Annotated in this window: 8 protein-coding genes and 1 pseudogene; 6 read left to right on the top strand and 3 right to left on the bottom strand. The window is 52.3% G+C overall.

What is annotated here, in order from left to right; genetic code table 11:
• Positions 1 to 65 precede the first annotated feature (65 nt).
• The 5 genes and pseudogenes from bcsQ (at position 66) to bcsC (ending at position 10387) form a co-directional block, all read left to right on the top strand.
• The gene (bcsQ, locus tag VJY99_RS12295) at positions 66 to 800 is read left to right on the top strand and encodes a cellulose biosynthesis protein BcsQ (protein ID WP_324118812.1); all 735 of its coding nucleotides are present in this window, start codon (positions 66 to 68) and stop codon (positions 798 to 800) included.
• A pseudogene (gene bcsA, locus VJY99_RS12290) lies at positions 692 to 3406 on the top strand (UDP-forming cellulose synthase catalytic subunit); the annotation flags it as partial. The gene bcsQ and the pseudogene bcsA, both read left to right, overlap by 109 nt.
• A gap of 10 nt (positions 3407 to 3416) precedes the next feature.
• The gene (gene bcsB, locus VJY99_RS12285) at positions 3417 to 5795 is read left to right on the top strand and encodes a cellulose biosynthesis cyclic di-GMP-binding regulatory protein BcsB (protein WP_324118809.1); all 2379 of its coding nucleotides are present in this window, start codon (positions 3417 to 3419) and stop codon (positions 5793 to 5795) included.
• A 6-nt stretch (positions 5796 to 5801) separates the two neighbouring features.
• Positions 5802 to 6908 (top strand): cellulose synthase complex periplasmic endoglucanase BcsZ, encoded by a 1107-nt coding sequence (bcsZ, locus tag VJY99_RS12280; RefSeq protein ID WP_324118807.1) that lies wholly within the window; start codon positions 5802 to 5804, stop codon positions 6906 to 6908.
• Entirely contained in the window at positions 6890 to 10387 is a 3498-nt protein-coding gene (gene bcsC / locus VJY99_RS12275; protein ID WP_324118805.1) for a cellulose synthase complex outer membrane protein BcsC, read from the top strand. Before bcsZ ends, bcsC begins: the two co-directional genes overlap by 19 nt.
• Positions 10388 to 10558: 171 nt before the next feature.
• Here bcsC and VJY99_RS12270 read toward each other — a convergent pair whose 3' ends face one another.
• Positions 10559 to 12937: a DUF3772 domain-containing protein gene (locus VJY99_RS12270; RefSeq protein ID WP_414641590.1), complete on the bottom strand. Its 2379-nt coding sequence runs from the start codon at positions 12935 to 12937 to the stop codon at positions 10559 to 10561.
• 470 nt (positions 12938 to 13407) lie between these two features.
• Positions 13408 to 14319: a dihydrodipicolinate synthase family protein gene (locus VJY99_RS12265; protein ID WP_324118801.1), complete on the bottom strand. Its 912-nt coding sequence runs from the start codon at positions 14317 to 14319 to the stop codon at positions 13408 to 13410.
• Between the two features lie 268 nt (positions 14320 to 14587).
• Here VJY99_RS12265 and glgP point away from each other — a divergent pair, with 268 nt between their 5' ends.
• On the top strand, positions 14588 to 17035 hold the full coding sequence (gene glgP / locus VJY99_RS12260) for a glycogen phosphorylase (RefSeq protein ID WP_324118799.1): 2448 nt from the start codon (positions 14588 to 14590) through the stop codon (positions 17033 to 17035).
• A 58-nt stretch (positions 17036 to 17093) separates the two neighbouring features.
• On the opposite strand, the gene VJY99_RS12255 is transcribed toward glgP, so the two are convergent.
• Positions 17094 to 19049 (bottom strand): PhoX family phosphatase, encoded by a 1956-nt coding sequence (locus VJY99_RS12255; protein WP_324118797.1) that lies wholly within the window; start codon positions 19047 to 19049, stop codon positions 17094 to 17096.
• Between the last annotated feature and the right edge of the window lie 146 nt (positions 19050 to 19195).

Genomic DNA, 19195 nt, shown 5'->3' with positions numbered 1-19195 from the left:
TGGCTGCAGCGTTAAAACGCTGGCCATTACTGGCAGAGTTAACGCAACAATAGGGAGTCGGACTGATGCCGCTCATTGGGTTACAAGGATTGCGTGGGGGCGTGGGAACGACCTCTCTCACCGCAGCACTTGGGTGGTCTTTACAACAACTGGGCGAATCCGTGCTGGTCGTTGATGCTTCCCCGGATAATTTGCTACGCCTGTATTTTAATATCGATTTCGCGCATCCTGGTGGCTGGGCGCGTGCGCTGCTGGATAATACAGACTGGCACAGTGCAGCCTGGAGCTATACCCCGCGCCTGGATGTTCTGCCTTTTGGGCGGTTGAGCTCAGTGGAACGCCTGTCTTTACCTTCCCTCGACAAAACGCTCGGCCATTTCATCCATGCGTTAGAAGAACTCAAATCAAGCCAGCGCTATCAATGGATTCTGGTGGACTTTCCTCATGGTTACGATGCCCTTACACGTCAACTGTTAAGCCAGTTTGATAATGTATTGACCGTGGTTAAACCGGACACCAATTGCCATATTCGCCTACATCAACAAACGTTGCCTCAGTCGTCACGGATTTTGGTGAACTACCTGCTGGTGGCAAGCCAGTTACAGGACGATATTTATCAGGTCTGGCTGCAAAGCCATCGCAACCTGGTTCCGATTGTTATCCATTGTGATGAGGCGATGGCTGAATCTGTGGCTATGAAACAGCCGCTGGGCGAGTATCGCCAGGATTCTCTTGCCGCCCAGGAGATGATGACTCTCGCAAACTGGTGTCTGCTGCAGTATTCAGAGACGAAAAAATGAGGAGCTTCGCGAACGGACTGTTGCTTCCCTCCGCCAGTCAGCGGCTCGGAGGGCGCTATCGCCTGTTTCTCCGTAACGGCACGCCATTTTTGACAGCCGTACTAGGCTGTTTTTGGTGGCTTCTGGCGTGGACTGTGTTGCCGCTGGAAAATGCACACTGGACCACTATTCGCGCCAGGCACGCGCAACTTTATCCTCATATCAACCCGAAGCGTCCCCGTCCGCTGGATGCTGTGCGCTATTTGTTGCAATCCCTCTGGCTTATCATTCGCGCGGGTTCTACAAAACACAGCCAATCGGTGCGTTTGAAATACCAGGACAGAATTAATGTCTGGTCCAACTGGTTTGATAAAATCCCTGAACGCTTTAACCAACAGACCCGCCATCTGGACAAAGAAAAAGAGCTTGGGCAACTGAACTACAGAGTACGCAGAACTATTCTCAGCGTGATTGTTATCCTTTGTGCGGTCCTTGTCCTGCTGTGCGTGACCCAACCCTTCAACCCGGTGGCGCAATTTATCTTCATGATGTTGTTGTGGGGCGTGGCCTTGCTGGTACGTCGTTTGCCGGGACGCTTCTCGGCATTGATGCTCATCGTCCTGTCGTTGACCGTTTCCTGTCGTTACATCTGGTGGCGTTATACCTCGACCCTGAACTGGGACGATCCGGTAAGTCTGGTGTGCGGCCTTGTCCTGCTGTTTGCCGAAACCTACGCCTGGATAGTATTGATAATGGGCTACTTCCAGGTTATCTGGCCGCTCAATCGCCAGCCGGTACCGATGCCCAAAGACACCAATACCTGGCCTGAAGTCGATATCTTTGTGCCAACCTACAACGAAGATCTGAGCGTAGTAAAAAGTACGATTTACGCCTCCCTGGGTCTCGACTGGCCGAAAGACAAGCTCAACATCTGGCTTCTTGATGATGGTGATCGTGAAGAGTTTCGTCAGTTCGCCGAGCATGTTGGGGTGAAATATATTGCCCGAACCACGCATGAACACGCTAAGGCCGGTAACATCAACCATGCGTTGAAACACGCAACTGGCGAGTTTGTGGCGATTTTCGACTGCGACCACGTACCGACGCGCTCCTTCCTGCAATTGACGATGGGCTGGTTCTTCAAAGAAAAACAACTGGCGATGATGCAAACACCGCATCATTTCTTCTCGCCTGATCCGTTTGAACGGAACCTTGGGCGCTTTCGCAAAACCCCGAATGAAGGCACGCTGTTCTACGGGCTGGTGCAGGACGGTAACGACATGTGGGACGCCACCTTCTTCTGTGGTTCCTGCGCTGTTATCCGCCGGGAGGCACTGGATTCCATCGGCGGTATTGCGGTAGAAACAGTGACTGAAGATGCTCACACCTCGCTGCGCTTGCACCGTCGCGGTTGGACATCGGCTTATTTACGTATCCCTCAGGCGGCAGGGCTTGCAACGGAGAGCCTGTCTGCGCATATCGGGCAGCGCATTCGCTGGGCGCGTGGGATGACGCAGATTTTCCGTCTTGATAACCCGCTGTTAGGTAAAGGGCTCAAATTTGCTCAACGGTTGTGCTATGTGAATGCCATGCTCCACTTTTTATCCGGCATTCCGCGACTTATCTTCCTGACCGCGCCATTGGCTTTCCTGCTGCTGCACGCCTATATCATTTTCGCCCCGGCGTTGATGATCGCGCTGTTTGTTCTGCCACATATGATTCACGCCAGTCTGACCAACTCGAAGATTCAGGGAAAGTATCGCCACTCCTTCTGGAGCGAAATCTACGAAACCGTGCTGGCCTGGTACATTGCGCATCCGACTATGGTGGCGCTGTTTAATCCGCATAAGGGCAAGTTCAATGTGACAGCGAAGGGGGGCCTGGTGGAAAAGGAGTATGTCGACTGGGTTATCAGTCGTCCGTATCTGTGGATGGTGCTGATCAACCTCCTGGGTGTGGCATTCGGTATCTGGCGCTTCTTCTTCGGCCCGGAAGACGAAATTCTGACGGTGGTCGTGAGCCTACTCTGGGTGTTCTACAATCTGGTTATCCTTGGCGGTGCTGTAGCGGTGTCGGTGGAAAGTAAACAGGTGAGACGTGCACATCGCGTTGAAATTGCCATGCCTGCGGCGGTTGCTCGTGAAGACGGTCATCTGTTCGCTTGCACTGTACATGACTACTCTGACGGTGGGGTGGGGATCAAAATTCACGGTCCGGCCAGAGTGCTGGAAGGGCAAAAAGTGAATCTGCTGCTCAAACGCGGCCAGCAGGAGTACTTCTTCCCGTCTCAGGTTATGCGTGTATTTGGCTCAGAGGTTGGCCTGAAACTCGTGAACATGACCACTCGCCAGCATATCGATTTTATTCAATGTACTTTTGCCCGGGCTGATACCTGGGCACTTTGGCAGGACAGCTTCCCGGAAGATAAGCCACTGGAAAGCCTACTCGATATCATGAAACTGGGGTTCCGGGGTTACCGACATCTGGCGGAATTTGCACCGCAATCACTGAAATTTATTTTCCACTCTACCACTCTGCTGGTGGAGTGGATTGTGTCATTTATTCCGCGTAGCCCGGGGAATAACCTGGCAGAACAGCGGACCGTGTCTGCATTGGCCCAACTTTGATGAAAACGCGATGAAAAGAAAACTATCCTGGTTATATGCAGTGGCTCTTGGCATTAACGTTTTACCGATGATGGCAAATGCTGCCGATGAGGTGGCACCCAACGATCAGGCAGCGATTGTAGCACCTGCTATGGATGCTCCTGTGCCAGAAAAATCGGCTGACGATTCGGCACCAGCGGTGGGTGAACAGGCAATCGAGCAGGCCATGCCTGGGGTTGCTCGTGCTCACGCGCCTGTTGTTACGGAAAGTGTGCCCTCCAGAGAGGTGAAACTGAGTTTCGCACAAATCGCACCGCCACCTGGGAGTATGGAGTTACGTGGGGCAAGCCCAAATGGTTCGGTGGAATTTGGCACGCGCAGTGACGAAATCGTCTCAAAAGCGATGTTGAATCTGGAATACACCCCCTCGCCATCGTTATTGCCTGGACAGTCCCAGCTTAAAGTCTATCTGAATGAAGAATTGATGGGCGTGCTGCCGGTAACCAAAGAGCAACTGGGCAAGAAAACGTTCGCACAGATGCCAATCGACCCACTGTACATCACCGATTTTAACCGCGTGCGCCTGGAGTTTGTTGGGCACTACCACGGCACCTGCGAAAACCCGACCAGCTCCACTCTGTGGATGTCCGTGGGGCGCAACAGTTCTCTGGCGTTGACCTACCTGACGCTTAAGGTAAAAAACGACCTGTCGAACTTCCCATTCCCATTCTTTGACAGTCGCGACAATCGTCCGTTAGTGCTGCCAATAGTCTTTGCCGGTACGCCAGACACTGCACAGCAGCATGCGGCGGGGATTATTGCGTCCTGGTTTGGTTCGCGTACCGCATGGCGCGGCCAGCAGTTCCCGGTACTTTATAACCAACTGCCGGAACGTAATGGCATTGTGTTTGCTACTAACGATAAGCGCCCTGATTTCCTGCGTGATCACCCACCGGTCAATGCGCCAACGGTAGAGATGATAAGTCACCCGGATAATCCGTATGTAAAACTGCTGGTGCTTTTGGGGCGTGACGATAAAGACCTGCTTCAGGCAGCAAAAGGGATTGCGCAGGGCAACGTGCTGTTCCGTGGCAATAGCGTCACCGTTGATGACGTCAAACCATTGCTGCCACGAAAACCTTACGATGCGCCGAACTGGGTACGTACCGACCGCCCGATTACCTTTGGCGAGCTGAAAAGCTATGAAGAGCAGTTGCAGTCAACGGGTCTTAATCCATCGGCGATCAACGTCAAGCTCAACCTGCCGCCAGATTTGTACTTGATGCGCAGTAGCGGTATCAATATGGACCTGAAATATCGCTATACCGCGCCGCCAATCAAAGACAGCTCGCACATGGACGTCAGCCTGAACAACCAGTTAGTGCGCTCATTCAGCCTCACGCCAAATGAGGTCAGCAACAAACTGCTGCTGCGTTTGCCGGTGTTGCAAGGATTGCTTGATGGTAAAAATGATGTCGCCATTCCTGCATTGAGTCTCGGAGCGGTTAACCAGTTGAGTTTTGATTTTTCTTACATGAACCCGATGCCTGGCGGTTCTGTTGACAACTGTATTACCTTCCAGCCGGTACCAAACCGAGTGGTGATTGAAGAAGAATCAACTATCGACTTCTCAAATTATTATCACTTTATTGCGATGCCGGATCTACGTTCGTTTGCCAACGCAGGCTTCCCGTTCAGCCGCATGGCCGACTTGTCTCAGTCGGTCATTCTGGTGAACAAAGAACCGAAACCCGCACAGGTGACGGCGATGCTTGATGCGCTGGGTACCATCGGCGCGCAGACGGGCTTCCCGGCGATCAATATGACGATAACCGATGATGCCAACACGATTCAGGGTAAAGATGCCGACATCATGATTATCGGCACTATTCCTGACAAACTCAAAGACGACAAACGTGTTGATCTGTTGGTCGAGGCGGCAAAAAGTTGGGTGAAAATGCCGAAGCGGCAGTCTGCTTTGCAAAGCGTGATGGTCGACGAAATCGACCGCGAAGCTGATGTGCAAACGACCATTTCTTCACAGGGCCCAATGGCGGCAATAGTCAGTTTCCAGTCACCCTATAACGAGCAACGCAGTGTGGTTGCGCTGCTAGCTGATAGCCCGCGTGGTTACCAACTGCTGACTAACACCCTGAACGACAGTGGTAAACGTGCGGTGTTGTCCGGCTCGGTTTCGGTGATTCGTGAGTCTGGCGTCAACAGTATTCGCGTAGGGGATGTTTACTACGTCGGCCATTTACCATGGTTTGAACGTATCTGGTATGCGCTTTCCAGTCATCCGGTGCTGCTGGCGTTCTTTTCTCTGATAAGCGTCGTGCTGCTGGCCTGGGTTCTGTGGCGTCTCCTGCGCATCCTGAGCCGTCGTCGTATTGATCCGGATAATGAGTAATTGCTGATGAAATGTTGGAACGGGGTGCTAATGGCCGGGCTGTTGTTAGTGTCTCTAACCGGGCAGGCCGCGTGCAGTTGGCCTGCCTGGGATCAGTTTAAAAAAGCGTACATCAGCGATGAGGGGCGGGTGATTGACCCTTCGGATGAACGCAAAATAACGACCTCTGAAGGGCAGAGCTACGCGCTATTCTTCGCCCTTGTGGCGAATGACCCGAAAACGTTTACGCAGTTACTTAGCTGGACAGAAAACAATCTTGCCCAGGGCGCGCTTAAAGATCATCTCCCCGCCTGGCTGTGGGGGCGCAACGATGAGCACCAGTGGAGCGTGCTGGATATGAATTCAGCCAGTGACGCGGACATGTGGATAGTCTGGAGCCTTCTTGAAGCAGGCAGATTGTGGAATAAGCCGAGCTATTCGCGGCTTGGTCAACGACTGTTAAAGCGCGTGGCAAAAGAGGAAGTCGCGAAGGTGCCAGGTCTGGGGTACATGCTGTTACCCGGCAAGCATGGCTTTAGCCATTCTCCTCGCTGGCGTTTTAACCCCAGTTATTTACCACCACAGGTCTTAAACCGCGTGGCGCGTTACAGCGGGCCGTGGGTGTCGATGCGTGATACCAATCAGCGTTTGCTGCTTGAAACGTCCCCGAAAGGTTTTGCGCCTGACTGGGTGGAGTGGGTTGAGGGTAAAGGCTGGGATTTAGCACCGGAACAGCCGCTGGTCGGCAGCTATGACGCAATCCGTGTGTATCTTTGGGCGGGCATGATGGCGGATAACGATCCCTATAAAGCACAACTACTTAAACGCTGGCAGCCCATGGCGCAGGCAACCGCGAAATCCGGCTTGCCTCCAGAACACATCAGTGTCGAAACGGGTGAGAGCAAGGGTGATGGTCCGGAGGGATTTTCCGCATCGTTACTCCCTTTCTTACAGGGCAATAAAGCACAGGACGTGCAGCGTCAGAGAGTGCTTGAATATCAGCCACAGGGCGATGCCTATTACAACGACGTTTTAACGCTTTTTGGTCACGGATGGGATCAGAAATATTTTCGCTTTAATGCTCAGGGTGAGTTAATCCCGAACTGGGGCCAAGTATGCGCAAATTCTCATTAAATATTATTAGCTTATCTCTTAGCCTGGCGCTAATGCCGCTTGCCTGGGCCGCCGTGACGCCGCAACAGCAGTTGCTGGATCAGGTGCGGTTGGGTGAAAGCAGCAAACGTGAGGATTTGGTGCGCCAGTCCCTGAATCGCCTGGAGTTAATTGACCCGAATAATCCGGAGGTTATTGCCGCTCGTCTGCGCTATCTGCTGCGTCAGGGCGACACCCCCGGGGCCCAAAAACAGCTCGACCGCTTGTCACATATTGCCCCGTCATCATCGGCATACCAGGAATCAGTGACGACGATGGCCCTTTCGACCCCAGAAGGGCGCCAGCAGTTACAGCAGACGCGTTTGCTCGCGACGACCGGGCATACACAAGAAGCCCTGGCGGCGTATAAAAAACTTTTCAACGGTATTCCTCCGTCGGGTGACCTGGCGGTGGAATACTGGACGCTGATGGCCAAAGATCCATCAAGTCAGACTCAGGCAATTAACAAACTCAAAGCCTTGAACGATGCCAATCCAGGAAATGCCGAGCTGCGCAGTAACCTTGCGCGTTTGATGTTTGCTAACGGACGCCGTGAAGAAGGTTTTGCGGTGCTTGAGCAGATGGCAAAGTCTAATAACAGCAATCAGGATGCGGCACAAATTTGGTATGACCAAATCGATGACATGCCCACAAGCGAAGCCAGTGTCGCTGCGCTTCAGCGATTTCTGAGAAATTTCAGCGAGGGTGAAAAAGTCACTAGTGCACGTACCCAACTTGTCGAGCAACAAAAACAGCTCTCCGACCCGGCGTTTAAAGCGCGATCTCAAGGCCTGGCTGATGTCAACAGCGGCAGCGGCAATAAAGCTATTCCGCAACTGCAGAAAGCGCTGGCTACGAATCATGATGACAGTGAGGCGATTGGAGCGTTAGGCCAGGCGTATTCTCAGCAGGGCAATCACGCCCGTGCCATTGCGCAGTTTGAAAAAGCGATCCAGATGGATCCTGACAGTGATAACCGTGGCAAATGGGACAGCCTGCTACAAACCAACCGCTACTGGCTGTTAATACAGCAGGGCGACGAGCAGCTTAAAGCGAACAATCTGGCCGATGCGCAGCAAAAATATCAGCAGGCCAGGGCCGTCGATAACACTGACAGCTACGCGGTGCTTGGACTGGGTGACGTTGCCACTGCTCGCAAAGACGATGCGGCTGCCGAACGTTTTTATCAGCAGGCGTTGCGGATGGATAACGGCAACAGTAATGCGGTACGCGGACTGGCGAACATTTACCGCCGCCAGTCGCCAGAACGCGCTACGGCCTTTATCCAGAGTCTTTCAGCCAGCCAGCAGCGCAGCATTGATGACATCTCCCGTAGCCTTGAAGGTGATCGTCTTGAACAACAGGCCACGGCACTGGAAAGCCAGGGGCAATGGGCGCGAGCCGTCGAGGTGCAACGCCTGCGTCTGAAGCTCGATCCGGAAAGCGTGTGGATCACTTATCGTCTTAGCAAAGACCTCTATGCGGTGGGTAAGCACAGCGAAGCTGATGCCCTTATGCGTAAGCTAGCGCAACAGCGCCCAACGGACCCGGAGCAGGTTTACGCCAGCGGGTTATATCTGTCGGGAAAAAATCAGGATACGGCGGCGCTGACGCACCTCAACACATTGCCGCGCAATCAGTGGAATGACAACATCATTGAGCTGGCCAACCGGCTACAGTCAAATAACGTGATAGAAACCGCCAATCTTCTGCGTGAAGGCGGCAAAGAGGCAGAAGCAGTCGCACTCTTAAAACAGCAGCCACCTTCTGACCGCGTTGATTTGACCCTCGCCGACTGGGCTATGCAGCGAGGCGATAATGGTTCTGCCGAAGAGCTGTACCAACAGGTCCTACAGCGTGATCCGAAAAATACCGAAGCGCGTCTGGGTCTTGCTGAAAATTACGCCGCTCAGGGTGATAAGTCGCTTGCTGGTGAACAACTGGTGCTGCTGCAGCAGACTCCGGCTGAGGAGTCGCTGTCGGTGAATACCGAGCGACGGATAGCCAACCTACAATCTGCTGTTGGCGATAACGAACAGGCTCAGCTTACCTTCACACGTATTATCCCGACGGCCAAGAGTCAGCCTCCTTCAATGGACAATGCGCTGGTACTGCGTGATGCCGCGCGTTTCCAGGCTGCGAATCACCAGCCGGATCAGGCACTGGACACCTACAAAGATGCCATGGTTTCCTCAGGTGTGACGGATACACGCCCAGTGGATAATGACACCTTCACCCGCCTGACACGCAATGATGTCAACGACGACTGGCTAAAACGTGGAGTGCGCAGCGATGCTGCAGATCTTTATCGTCAGCAGGACGTGAACGTGACCCTGGATCATGATTACTGGGGTTCCAGCGGCACACCGGGATATTCAGATCTTAAAGCGCATACCACCATGTTGCAGGTAGACGCACCGCTTAGCGACGGGCGAATGTGGTTCCGTACTGACGTCGTGGGCATGGATGCGGGCGCCTTTGAGAACAGCACTAATGGTGACTATAACGAACGCTGGGGCACCTGTGACGACAACACCTGCGTAGGCGGTAACCATCAACGAGCGAATGGCGCGAGCCTTGCCGTCGGTTGGAAAAACGACACCTGGGAAACGGATATCGGCACTACACCGCTAGGTTTTGACGTGGTAGACGTGGTCGGAGGCGTGAACTACAGCAGCGATATCGGCCCGCTGGGTTACACCCTGACTGCCCATCGTCGCCCTGTTTCCAGTTCGATGCTCTCGTTTGCCGGACAACGTGATCCGAATACCGACACCGTGTGGGGCGGGGTGCGTGCTACGGGTGTGGCGGTAAGCACCAATTATGATAAAGGTGAAGCCAACGGGGTGTGGTCAAGCCTGAGCGCTGATTCGCTGACCGGGCAAAACGTTGAGGATAACTGGCGTGTGCGCCTGATGACAGGCTATTACTACAAACTGATTAACGAAAATAACCGCCGTCTGACTGTGGGTTTGACCAACATGCTCTGGCACTACGATAAAGACCTGAGTGATTACTTCCTCGGCCAGGGCGGCTATTACAGCCCGCAGCAGTATGTGTCGTTTGCGATCCCAATTGTCTGGCGTGAACGTACGGAAAACTGGTCATGGGAGTTGGGTGGGTCTGGTTCGTGGTCGTATTCAAAATCGGACACCAGAAGGCGCTATCCGATATCCAGCCTGGTGCCGAATAGCAGAGATCCGATAACCGGTGAGCTTGATTATCCTGACCGCGATGACTCGACGAACGGTAGCAGCAGCAACGGATTTGGTTACACGGTACGCGCGTTAATCGAACGCCGTATCGATACCCACTGGTCAATTGGTGCCGGGGTCGATATCCAGCAAGCGGAAGATTACGCACCAAGCCATGCGTTGCTGTTTATCCGCTACTCGCAGTTGGGCTGGCTGGGTGATATGGATATGCCTCCGCAGCCTTTAGTGCCATACGCTGATTTCTAAATGGGACCAGACTTCACAGTCAGGACATCGTGTTTCAGGGACACATACTAGCCTGTGATACTCCAGGAGTGACGGATAGTTGACCCCGAATAAAACGATCCTTGAAGCCGGTCATTTGTGACCGGCTTTATTATTTTCACTATGGCAACGCAGTTCACTGACTTACCAGGATTACTTTTGTGGCTGGCTCAGGTCAATTCCCGCGTTACGTAGCATTTTAAGGATTTCGTATAACAGATCACTTCGTGTTGAGCCGACCATACGTGGGCTGAGTACATAACCGGTCACGCTGAGCACAATACCATTCGGCCCCAACTCTTTAAAACTCACTGATGGCGCAGGGGCTTCAAGAATCGATTCGTGCAGACGATAAGCCTCCAGCAGTAAAGTGCGTACCTGTTCTGGATCGATATTCAGCGGGAAGGTGAGGGCGATAGTCGCTACACCCTGCGCATTGCCCATTGTGGCATTACGCACATTTTGCGAGATAAGCTGAGAGTTCGGTACAATCACCGTGGATTTATCACTGAGCTGAATCTCAGTGGCGCGGACGTTAATACGGCGGATATCTCCTTCTACTCCACTGATGCTTATCAGATCACCCACTTTCACCGGGCGCTCAGTCAACAGGATAAGACCGGAGATAAAGTTCTTCACAATCTCTTGCAGGCCAAAACCGATACCGACCGACAAGGCGCTGACAATCCACGCCAGTTTGTTCCACTCGATGCCGAGCATAGAGAAGGTCAGCATGATGATTAACACATAACCAATGTTGGCGAACAGTGTCACCAACGAGGCGCGCATCCCACGATCTAGCTTGGTTTTCGGCAGGAAATCTTTATCCAACCAGTGACGTGTAGAACGTAATACATATAACCCGACGACGGTACACAGGAAGGCATTCATCACGCGGGAAGGGATAACACTAGAGCCTTCCAGCCCTTTTCCACCCCAAATCTCAGCTACTTTGTTGAGTAACTCTAAAGGCGTGGTACTACCGAAGGTGCCATTTATTAGTGCGACCGTGGCCAGCAGCAGCAGGAGTGTTTTACCTAAACCGGTGAACAGTGTGTCCGCAAGTGACAGATGCCTGTCGTTGACACTCAGAGAGCTTTTAAGCATTTTCCCGCAATAGGTCGTCGGCGAAAACACGATGTCACACAAATCCACCACAAAGTGGGCCAGTAGATACCAGCAACTGATGACCAGCCCTATCCATAACAATTCAAAGCTAATAAAACGTGCCAGTGGGATATAGCCAATCAGCAAGCTAAGCAGAATCACCGTTGATGTGAGGCTAATAGCCAGATGAACGAGGCCGGCAATGGTTGATCGTACTTCAGATTCTTCGCCCTCATCACGCATCATACGGCGTATGCGGTTGACCCGGAGCGGTGCGACCAAACCGATTATCGCGACCAGTAAAGCCAGCAAGCCATTACCCAAGAGCGTCAGATCAATGCTTGCTCCCACCAGGGCATTCAGTTGTTCGAAGGTACCGAAGATAAAGATAGATGTTCCCAGGATGACTGGGAACGGAGCCAATATCTTTACTACAGGATCGGCAATGCCCGGTAAACGCCAGGAAGGTTGGCGGTTAGAGAGTAGCGAAATCCCCAGAGCGGCAAGCAGTGCAGAGAAATAGGTTAACCCAACCAGTTGGCCGGCAAACTCATGTACCCACTGAGAAGTTGCGGGTAAACGTGTAAAAATATAGCACAGCAGTTGAACACAGATCCCGAGCGATAATGTGAACTCAAGGGCCGTGGAACAGGCCAGGAAACTGCGGCGGAAACGGCCCTGTGGCAGCACGTGCAACAGGATCCAGTTGATAGGCTTATCCAGTACTCTGCGGCCGAAGATGCCCATCGCCAGCGCCAGTAGCAAATAGACAGCAGAACCTACCTGCCACTCTTTGTCCCAAGCTTGCTGCCAGGCATCACGCAGTTGTGACGTAAATTTGTTGAAACGTGTGGCATCCTGCACGCTTGGGGTGAACAGCGGTGTCCAGAAATCTTTGCCTAACAGCGTGCCTGTGTTCAGCGCTATCTGGGTTTTTAGTGCACCACGACGCATTTCATCAATTTGCGCTGACAGATTTTGCGCACCCAGGGCGATGACGTTAACCTGCTCAATTTGCGTGGTGAGCAGTGCCTTGCTGCTGTTTAAGCTTTTCCGTTGGCTCACCACCTGCGCGGTTTCTGTTAGCGTACCGTTCGTGGGAGCGGGGCCTAATACTTCAAGTTGCGCCTGTACTTGCGCCAGTTGTGGCGCCAGCGTGATCATCAGTTGCTCGGTGTCATTGGCGAGTAACTGGGCATCATTATTCAGGTTGGTGAACTGCTTATCGGTTTTTGCGGTAGAAACCCGCTGTTTGAGCGCGTCCAGTCGTTGTTGTAACACTGGCAACACGCTGTTGGAATCAACCTTAACCGATACTCCATCGATAGATTGCCCGACACTTTCATTCGCCCAACTGAGGGTTGGGGAGAACAATAGATATGAAAAACATGCCAGTAGAAGGTATATTCGTAATATTTTTTGCATAGAAAGTGGTGCTCAGGAAAGCGAAAATATGGATGTCAGGGGATAAGCGGTTAAGGAAATCTTATTCGCCACAATAGTCGTAAGGGTAATTGTGCATGCAAGCTTAGCTTAAGTTATTTGTTTGCTTTCTAATACTTTCAAAAGAAAAGAAATTCCATCACATGTTCGTCTGAAAGCGAACACAGGAAGTCATTTATTCAATAAGCTAATAATGCGCAGTCATCACTTCGACCCAGGTTAATATCACGATTTTACATAAATTCGTGAGACGGATCACCATTATTTCCTCGCTAACGTGGAAATAACCTGCCAGACACTGATAATTACTTTAGATATTAGTGTGATATCAGCCATGAAATAACGCGTGTGAATAACGAAGCGAGAAAGGTTAATTACGCGAGAAAGCAGCAACTGGCCCCGTTATGGAGCCAGAGACTTCCGAGCATCTGATTATCTGGTGGAATGGGGCATTAAGTGGATGTGCAGCCCGCACGTTGCAGAATATTTTTTATTTCCTTTTTCATGTCTTCTGTTAATGGTGAGGCTGGGGGGAGTGAATGTACCGGAATATTGAGCCCGATAAGTTGCAACGCATATTTAACAGCATTGTAAAAAGGCAGATCCATCCCATAAAGAGGAGGTATCCAGGATAAGGATTGTTGCAATTCAACAGCCCGTGCGAAATCTTGTTTACGGAAAGCATCCAGAATTCCACAGGTGAGGTGCGGTGCAAAGTTTGCGCTGGCCGGAATACAGCCATCGCCACCAAGGATCAACGTACCCAGCAGGTATTCGTCATAACCGGCGAAAATGGCGAAGTCAGGGCGCTGTGCTTTAACCGCATGAATGGTTTCGCGAATATGCGACAGAGTATCGACGGTATCTTTCAGGCCGACAATATTTGGGCAGCTAAACGCAAGCTCACGAATAACATGAACCGGAATAGATTGACCCGTTAGTGCCGGGAAGTTGTAGAGAAGAATCGGCAACTCAAGCGCGCCGGCAATCGTTTTGTAATGGTGTAGCAGATTGGCTTCACTGAGCGGGTTGTACCATGGGTTAACGACCACCACACCGCTTGCGCCGATTCGCTGAGCATGCAGGCCTGCATCAATAGTTTGTCGCGTACCACAATAAGCGATACCCACCAACACGGGTTTTCTCCCTGCGACCTGTTTTACACAGAACTCAGCCACTTGCGTGCGCTGTGATTCCGACATATGGGCGAATTCTCCGGCGCTGCCGAGGAAAAACAGACCATCTACTGGCGAGGATATTAAATGTTCGATGAGTATCGCCTGAGCGGCCTCATCAAATTCACCTTGTGCATCGAACAGCGTAGGGACTGGCGGAATGACACCACTAAAACGAGGCTGATTCATTATCTACTCCTGCGGGTTATTGATTCAACATACCCTACACAGACTCTCAGCCCAAAGTCTGTAAGCAATACCCCAAAACGATAATTTGGTGCATGCCATCTGACCCTATTTTTAATACGAGCTGCTTGAAAAAATTTCATTTCAGAATCGAGTATGAATAAAAATGGGCCGAGTTGACTGAATTGAAAATAGTTACAATTTATATTTTGTCAATTGGTTTGAATCACGGACATTCATTATTGTCATCACATACTTTCAGGATGGATATATGACTACTCCGTTTAATTACACCTCACCGAAGCCCGGCGTGAAAGCGCTGAAACGCGCGATTGCCGATAAGCTGATGTTTAATGTTGGGACGGGCCCGGCCATTGCCACCCAGCACGACTGGTTGAACGCGGTATTATTTGCTGTGCGTGATCTTATGGTCGAGCGCTGGCTCCAGACCACTCGCGCTCAATTCTCGCAAGATGTGCGTCAGGTTTATTATCTCTCGATGGAGTTTTTGGTTGGCCGAACGCTGTCAAACGCACTGTTGTCATTAGGTATCTATCAGGATGTGGACGATGCCTTGAATGAAATGGGGCTGGATCTGAATTCCCTGCTGGAGGAAGAGAATGATCCCGGTTTGGGGAATGGAGGACTGGGGCGGTTGGCCGCCTGTTTTTTGGACTCTCTGGCAACACTTTCACTGCCGGGGCACGGCTATGGTATTCGCTACGAATACGGCATGTTCAGACAAAATATCGTCGAGGGTCAACAGATGGAGTCGGCGGATCACTGGCTGGAATACGGTAACCCGTGGGAGTTTCCGCGCCATAATATCCGCTATAAAGTGCGTTTTGGCGGGCGGATACAGCAAGAAGGTAGCCAAGTTCACTGGGTAGAAACCGAAGAAGTGCTGGCGATGGCCTGTGACATGGTTATCCCAGGTTTTGATACCCGTGCAGCCAATACATTACGTCTGTGGAGTGCGCAGGCCAGCAATGAAATCAACCTGGGTAAATTCAACCTGGGGGATTATTTTGCGGCGATGGAAGATAAAAATGAGTCTGAAAACGTATCGCGTGTGCTGTACCCGGATGACACCACTTATTCAGGACGGGAATTACGCCTGCGACAGGAGTATTTTCTGGTCTCGGCAACGATACAGGATATTTTTCACCGCCACTTGTTGATGTACAAAACCATCGACAATATTGCTGATAAGGTTGCCGTTCACCTGAATGATACTCACCCGGTACTGTCGATCCCGGAACTGATGCGTGTGCTGATTGACGAGTACCAATTCAGCTGGCTGAGTGCCTGGGAAGTGGTGGAAAAGGTGTTCTCCTACACCAATCACACGCTGATGAATGAAGCACTGGAAACGTGGCCGGTTGATATGATGGGCCGTATTCTGCCTCGGCACCTGCAGTTAATCTTTGAGATCAACGACCACTTTCTCGCGCAGGTGCAGAAGCTCTTTCCAGGAGATGACGACCTGCTGTCGCGTGTATCACTGATTGATGAGAGTCAGGGGCGTCGGGTGCGTATGGCCTGGCTTGCGGTGGTGGCCAGTCACAAGGTTAATGGGGTTTCGGCCCTGCATTCCGAGCTAATGGTGCAATCGTTGTTTGCCGATTTTGCCCGCATTTTCCCGACACGTTTTTGCAACAAAACCAACGGTGTGACGCCACGTCGCTGGCTGGGGTTGGCGAATCGGCCACTCTCTGCGGTGTTGGATGAGGCCATCGGTTACCGCTGGCGTACTGACCTTGAACAGCTCAGTGAGATAGCGCCAAATGCTGATTTTCCGGTTTTTCTGGCGAAGGTGAAAGACGCCAAACTGGAGAACAAAAAGCGTTTGGCCATCTACATCGCGAAAAAATTAAATGTGGTGGTTGATCCACAGGCCATGTTTGATGTGCAGATCAAGCGTATTCACGAATATAAACGTCAGTTGCTTAATGTGCTGCATGTGATCACACGCTATAACCGTCTGCTGGCATCACCAGATAGCCAGATGGTTTCCCGAGTGGTCATTTTTGCCGGTAAAGCGGCGTCTGCGTATTTTGCGGCGAAACAGATTATCCGCCTGATTAATGATGTCGCGAAGGTTATCAACCAGGACCCACGTGTCCATGACCGTTTGAAAGTGGTGTTTCTACCCAATTACAGCGTCAGCCTGGCGCAGATAATTATTCCGGCAGCCGATCTCTCTGAGCAAATATCGTTGGCGGGCACTGAGGCATCCGGCACAAGTAATATGAAGTTTGCGCTAAACGGAGCACTGACTATCGGAACGCTGGATGGTGCCTGCGTCGAAATGCAGGCGCATGTGGGTGAAGAGAATATCTTCATCTTCGGTAATACCGCCGGCCAGGTGGAAGCATTACGACGCGATGGCTACAACCCCCGCCAGTTCTATGAGCAGGATACTGAATTGCGCCAGGTGCTTACGCAGATTGCGACCGGAGCCTTCAGCCCGGAAGAGCCGGAGCGTTATCGAGTTCTGGTTGATTCGCTGCTAAATCTGGGCGATCACTACCAGTTGCTGGCGGATTACCGCAGCTATATTGATACACAGGATAGTGTAGATGAGGTCTATCGGGAGCAGGATGAGTGGACGCGTCGTGCGGTACTGAATATCGCCAATATGGGATATTTTTCATCCGACAGAACAATAAAGGAGTACGCAGACGAGATCTGGAATATTAAGCCGATCAGTCTGTAGCCCGGCAGGCGTTAAGCGAGCGCAAACCTGTGGCCCCACTCCCTGGGGCCAGAGTGTGTTAGCTTCCAATAACCCCGCCGTCGGTTTTGACGATAACCACCGTTGAGGAGCGCGGACGACCGCTGCTCTCCCCATCCGGCCAGCGAGAAACCGCATTCGGATTCGCCGGATCACTAATGTCATCGCCCGGCTCGCCAGGGTGCTGAATATTGATAAACAGGGTTCGGTTGTCCGGCGTGAAGGCGATGCCGGTAATTTCGCAGCCACGTGGCCCGGTCAGGAAGCGTCGGAACTCGTTGCTGCCCGGTATGGTCGCCAGCATCTGGTTGTTGCCCATGCCTTCGTAGGCTTTTTTGTTGATAGTGCTGGATGAGACATCGGTCTGGATCCACAGCACGCCGCTAGGGTCGAACGACAGGCCGTCTGGGCTGCCAAACTCGGCACCTTTCATCGAACCTTTTGCCACATCATCGCTGGCATCCGGTTTTCCACCCATCACCAGAATATCCCATGCAAAGCGTGTGGCCGCAGGGTCGTCACCCTGTTCTTGCCAGTGCATAATGTGACCGTATACGTTGCTGGCTCGCGGGTTGGCGGCATCGACAGGGGCTTTGCCTTCTTTACCACGGTCACTATTGTTAGTCAGTGTGCAATACACACTGCCCGCCGCGTGCGGATCGACGGCAATCCACTCTGGGCGATCCATTTTCGTGGCACCTACCACATCTGCCGCCAGACGTGTTTTGATCAGCAGTTCGCCCTGGCTGGCGAAACCATTACTGGCATCAAGACCCGATTGACCGAAGATCAGCGGTAGCCATTCGCCGCTACCATCGTCGTTAAATTTCGCCACATAGAGCGTACCGGAAGACAGCAGATCCATCGCCGCCTCGCGGTTGTTCGCCGCATAGGTTTTATCGGAGACGAATTTGTAGATGTACTCAAATTTTTGGTCATCGCCCATGTACGCCACCACACGACTGTCGGCTGCCAGCGTGATAGCCGCGCCTTCGTGTTTGAAGCGCCCAAGTGCAGTATGTTTGCGTGGGGTGGAATCGGGATTAAACGGGTCGATTTCCACCACCCAGCCAAAACGATTCGGCTCGTTCGGTGTTGCATCGACGCTAAAGCGCGGGTCGACTTCATTCCAGCGATAAGAATCGTCGCTGTCGCTGATGCCGTAGCGTTTTTCCAACGCATTCGGTGCAGCCTTTTTGACGAAAATATCTGACCAGTTTTCTTCACAAGTGAGATACGTGCCCCACGGCGTGTGGCCATTGGCGCAGTTTTGCATGGTACCGAGAATGGTGGCGCCCGCGGGATCCGCCGCAGTTTTCAGCAGCTCATGACCTTTCGCCGGTCCTGTGACGTTCATCGGCGTGTTCACTGTAATGCGGCGCGCGTACTGCGACGGGCGCACCACCGTCCAGCCGTCACCCTCTTTTTTCACTTCGATAACCGACACACCCATCGCGTTCTGACCCTTGCGCACTTTGTCGAGGTTCCAGTTCGCCACGCCGTCTTTGAATAGCAGCCCGTTATCGACATATTCGTGGTTCATCGTCAGCAGGCCGTGGGTCGGGGAATCGCCGCCCAGTGGCAGGCTAAACCAAGCCATGCCATCGTGGTGCATCCCGGCCTGTGCGGCTTGTTCATCAGTGGTGTTGCTGCCGTCTTTTTTGAATTCCGGCAGATGACCTTTCATGCCAGTGGCATCTCCCCAGCGATAAAACGGACGCGCGATGTAGCCTTCTGGCACACGCACAGTGTCATCCGTTGACACCGCAATGCTGGTAAAGCCCAGTGTCGTCGGGCGAGACATGGCCTTTTCAACGGCCAGCGCAGCAGGTGACCGCAGCAATGAAGGAAAGGCTACCGCCGTACCCGCCACGACACCTAATTGCAAAAAACGGCGGCGGCTGAAAAACGCATCAACCACACCGGAAAAAACTGGGTTATCGCTCTGATTGCTGACATCTTCACTATGTTCTTGTTTGAAAAGTGGTTTGCTCATCGTCGCTTCCTGTCCGTGTTGATTTCAGAGAAGCGGGTAGTCTAGGTTAGGTTTGTTACATTTTTATAACAAACATGCATATAGTGAAGGGAAGGGGGGCAGGCCAACGTTGGGATGAACGTTGTACCGAAGCGCAGCAGAACTCC

The organism is Buttiauxella sp. (genome assembly GCF_035271705.1).
In the GTDB taxonomy this organism is placed as follows: Bacteria; Pseudomonadota; Gammaproteobacteria; order Enterobacterales; family Enterobacteriaceae; genus Buttiauxella.
The sequence above is the reverse complement of the archived record's forward strand: the minus strand, read 5'-3'. Positions and strand labels throughout refer to the sequence as shown.

Bases quoted from the DNA above. Each gene is read 5' to 3' on its own strand.
- bcsQ (WP_324118812.1), top strand. From the start codon at position 66: ATGCCGCTCATTGGGTTACAAGGATTGCGTGGGGGCGTGGGAACGACC.
- bcsB (WP_324118809.1), top strand. From the start codon at position 3,417: ATGAAAAGAAAACTATCCTGGTTATATGCAGTGGCTCTTGGCATTAAC.
- bcsZ (WP_324118807.1), top strand. From the start codon at position 5,802: ATGAAATGTTGGAACGGGGTGCTAATGGCCGGGCTGTTGTTAGTGTCT.
- bcsC (WP_324118805.1), top strand. From the start codon at position 6,890: ATGCGCAAATTCTCATTAAATATTATTAGCTTATCTCTTAGCCTGGCG.
- VJY99_RS12270 (WP_414641590.1), bottom strand. From the start codon at position 12,937: ATGCAAAAAATATTACGAATATACCTTCTACTGGCATGTTTTTCATAT.
- VJY99_RS12265 (WP_324118801.1), bottom strand. From the start codon at position 14,319: ATGAATCAGCCTCGTTTTAGTGGTGTCATTCCGCCAGTCCCTACGCTG.
- glgP (WP_324118799.1), top strand. From the start codon at position 14,588: ATGACTACTCCGTTTAATTACACCTCACCGAAGCCCGGCGTGAAAGCG.
- VJY99_RS12255 (WP_324118797.1), bottom strand. From the start codon at position 19,049: ATGAGCAAACCACTTTTCAAACAAGAACATAGTGAAGATGTCAGCAAT.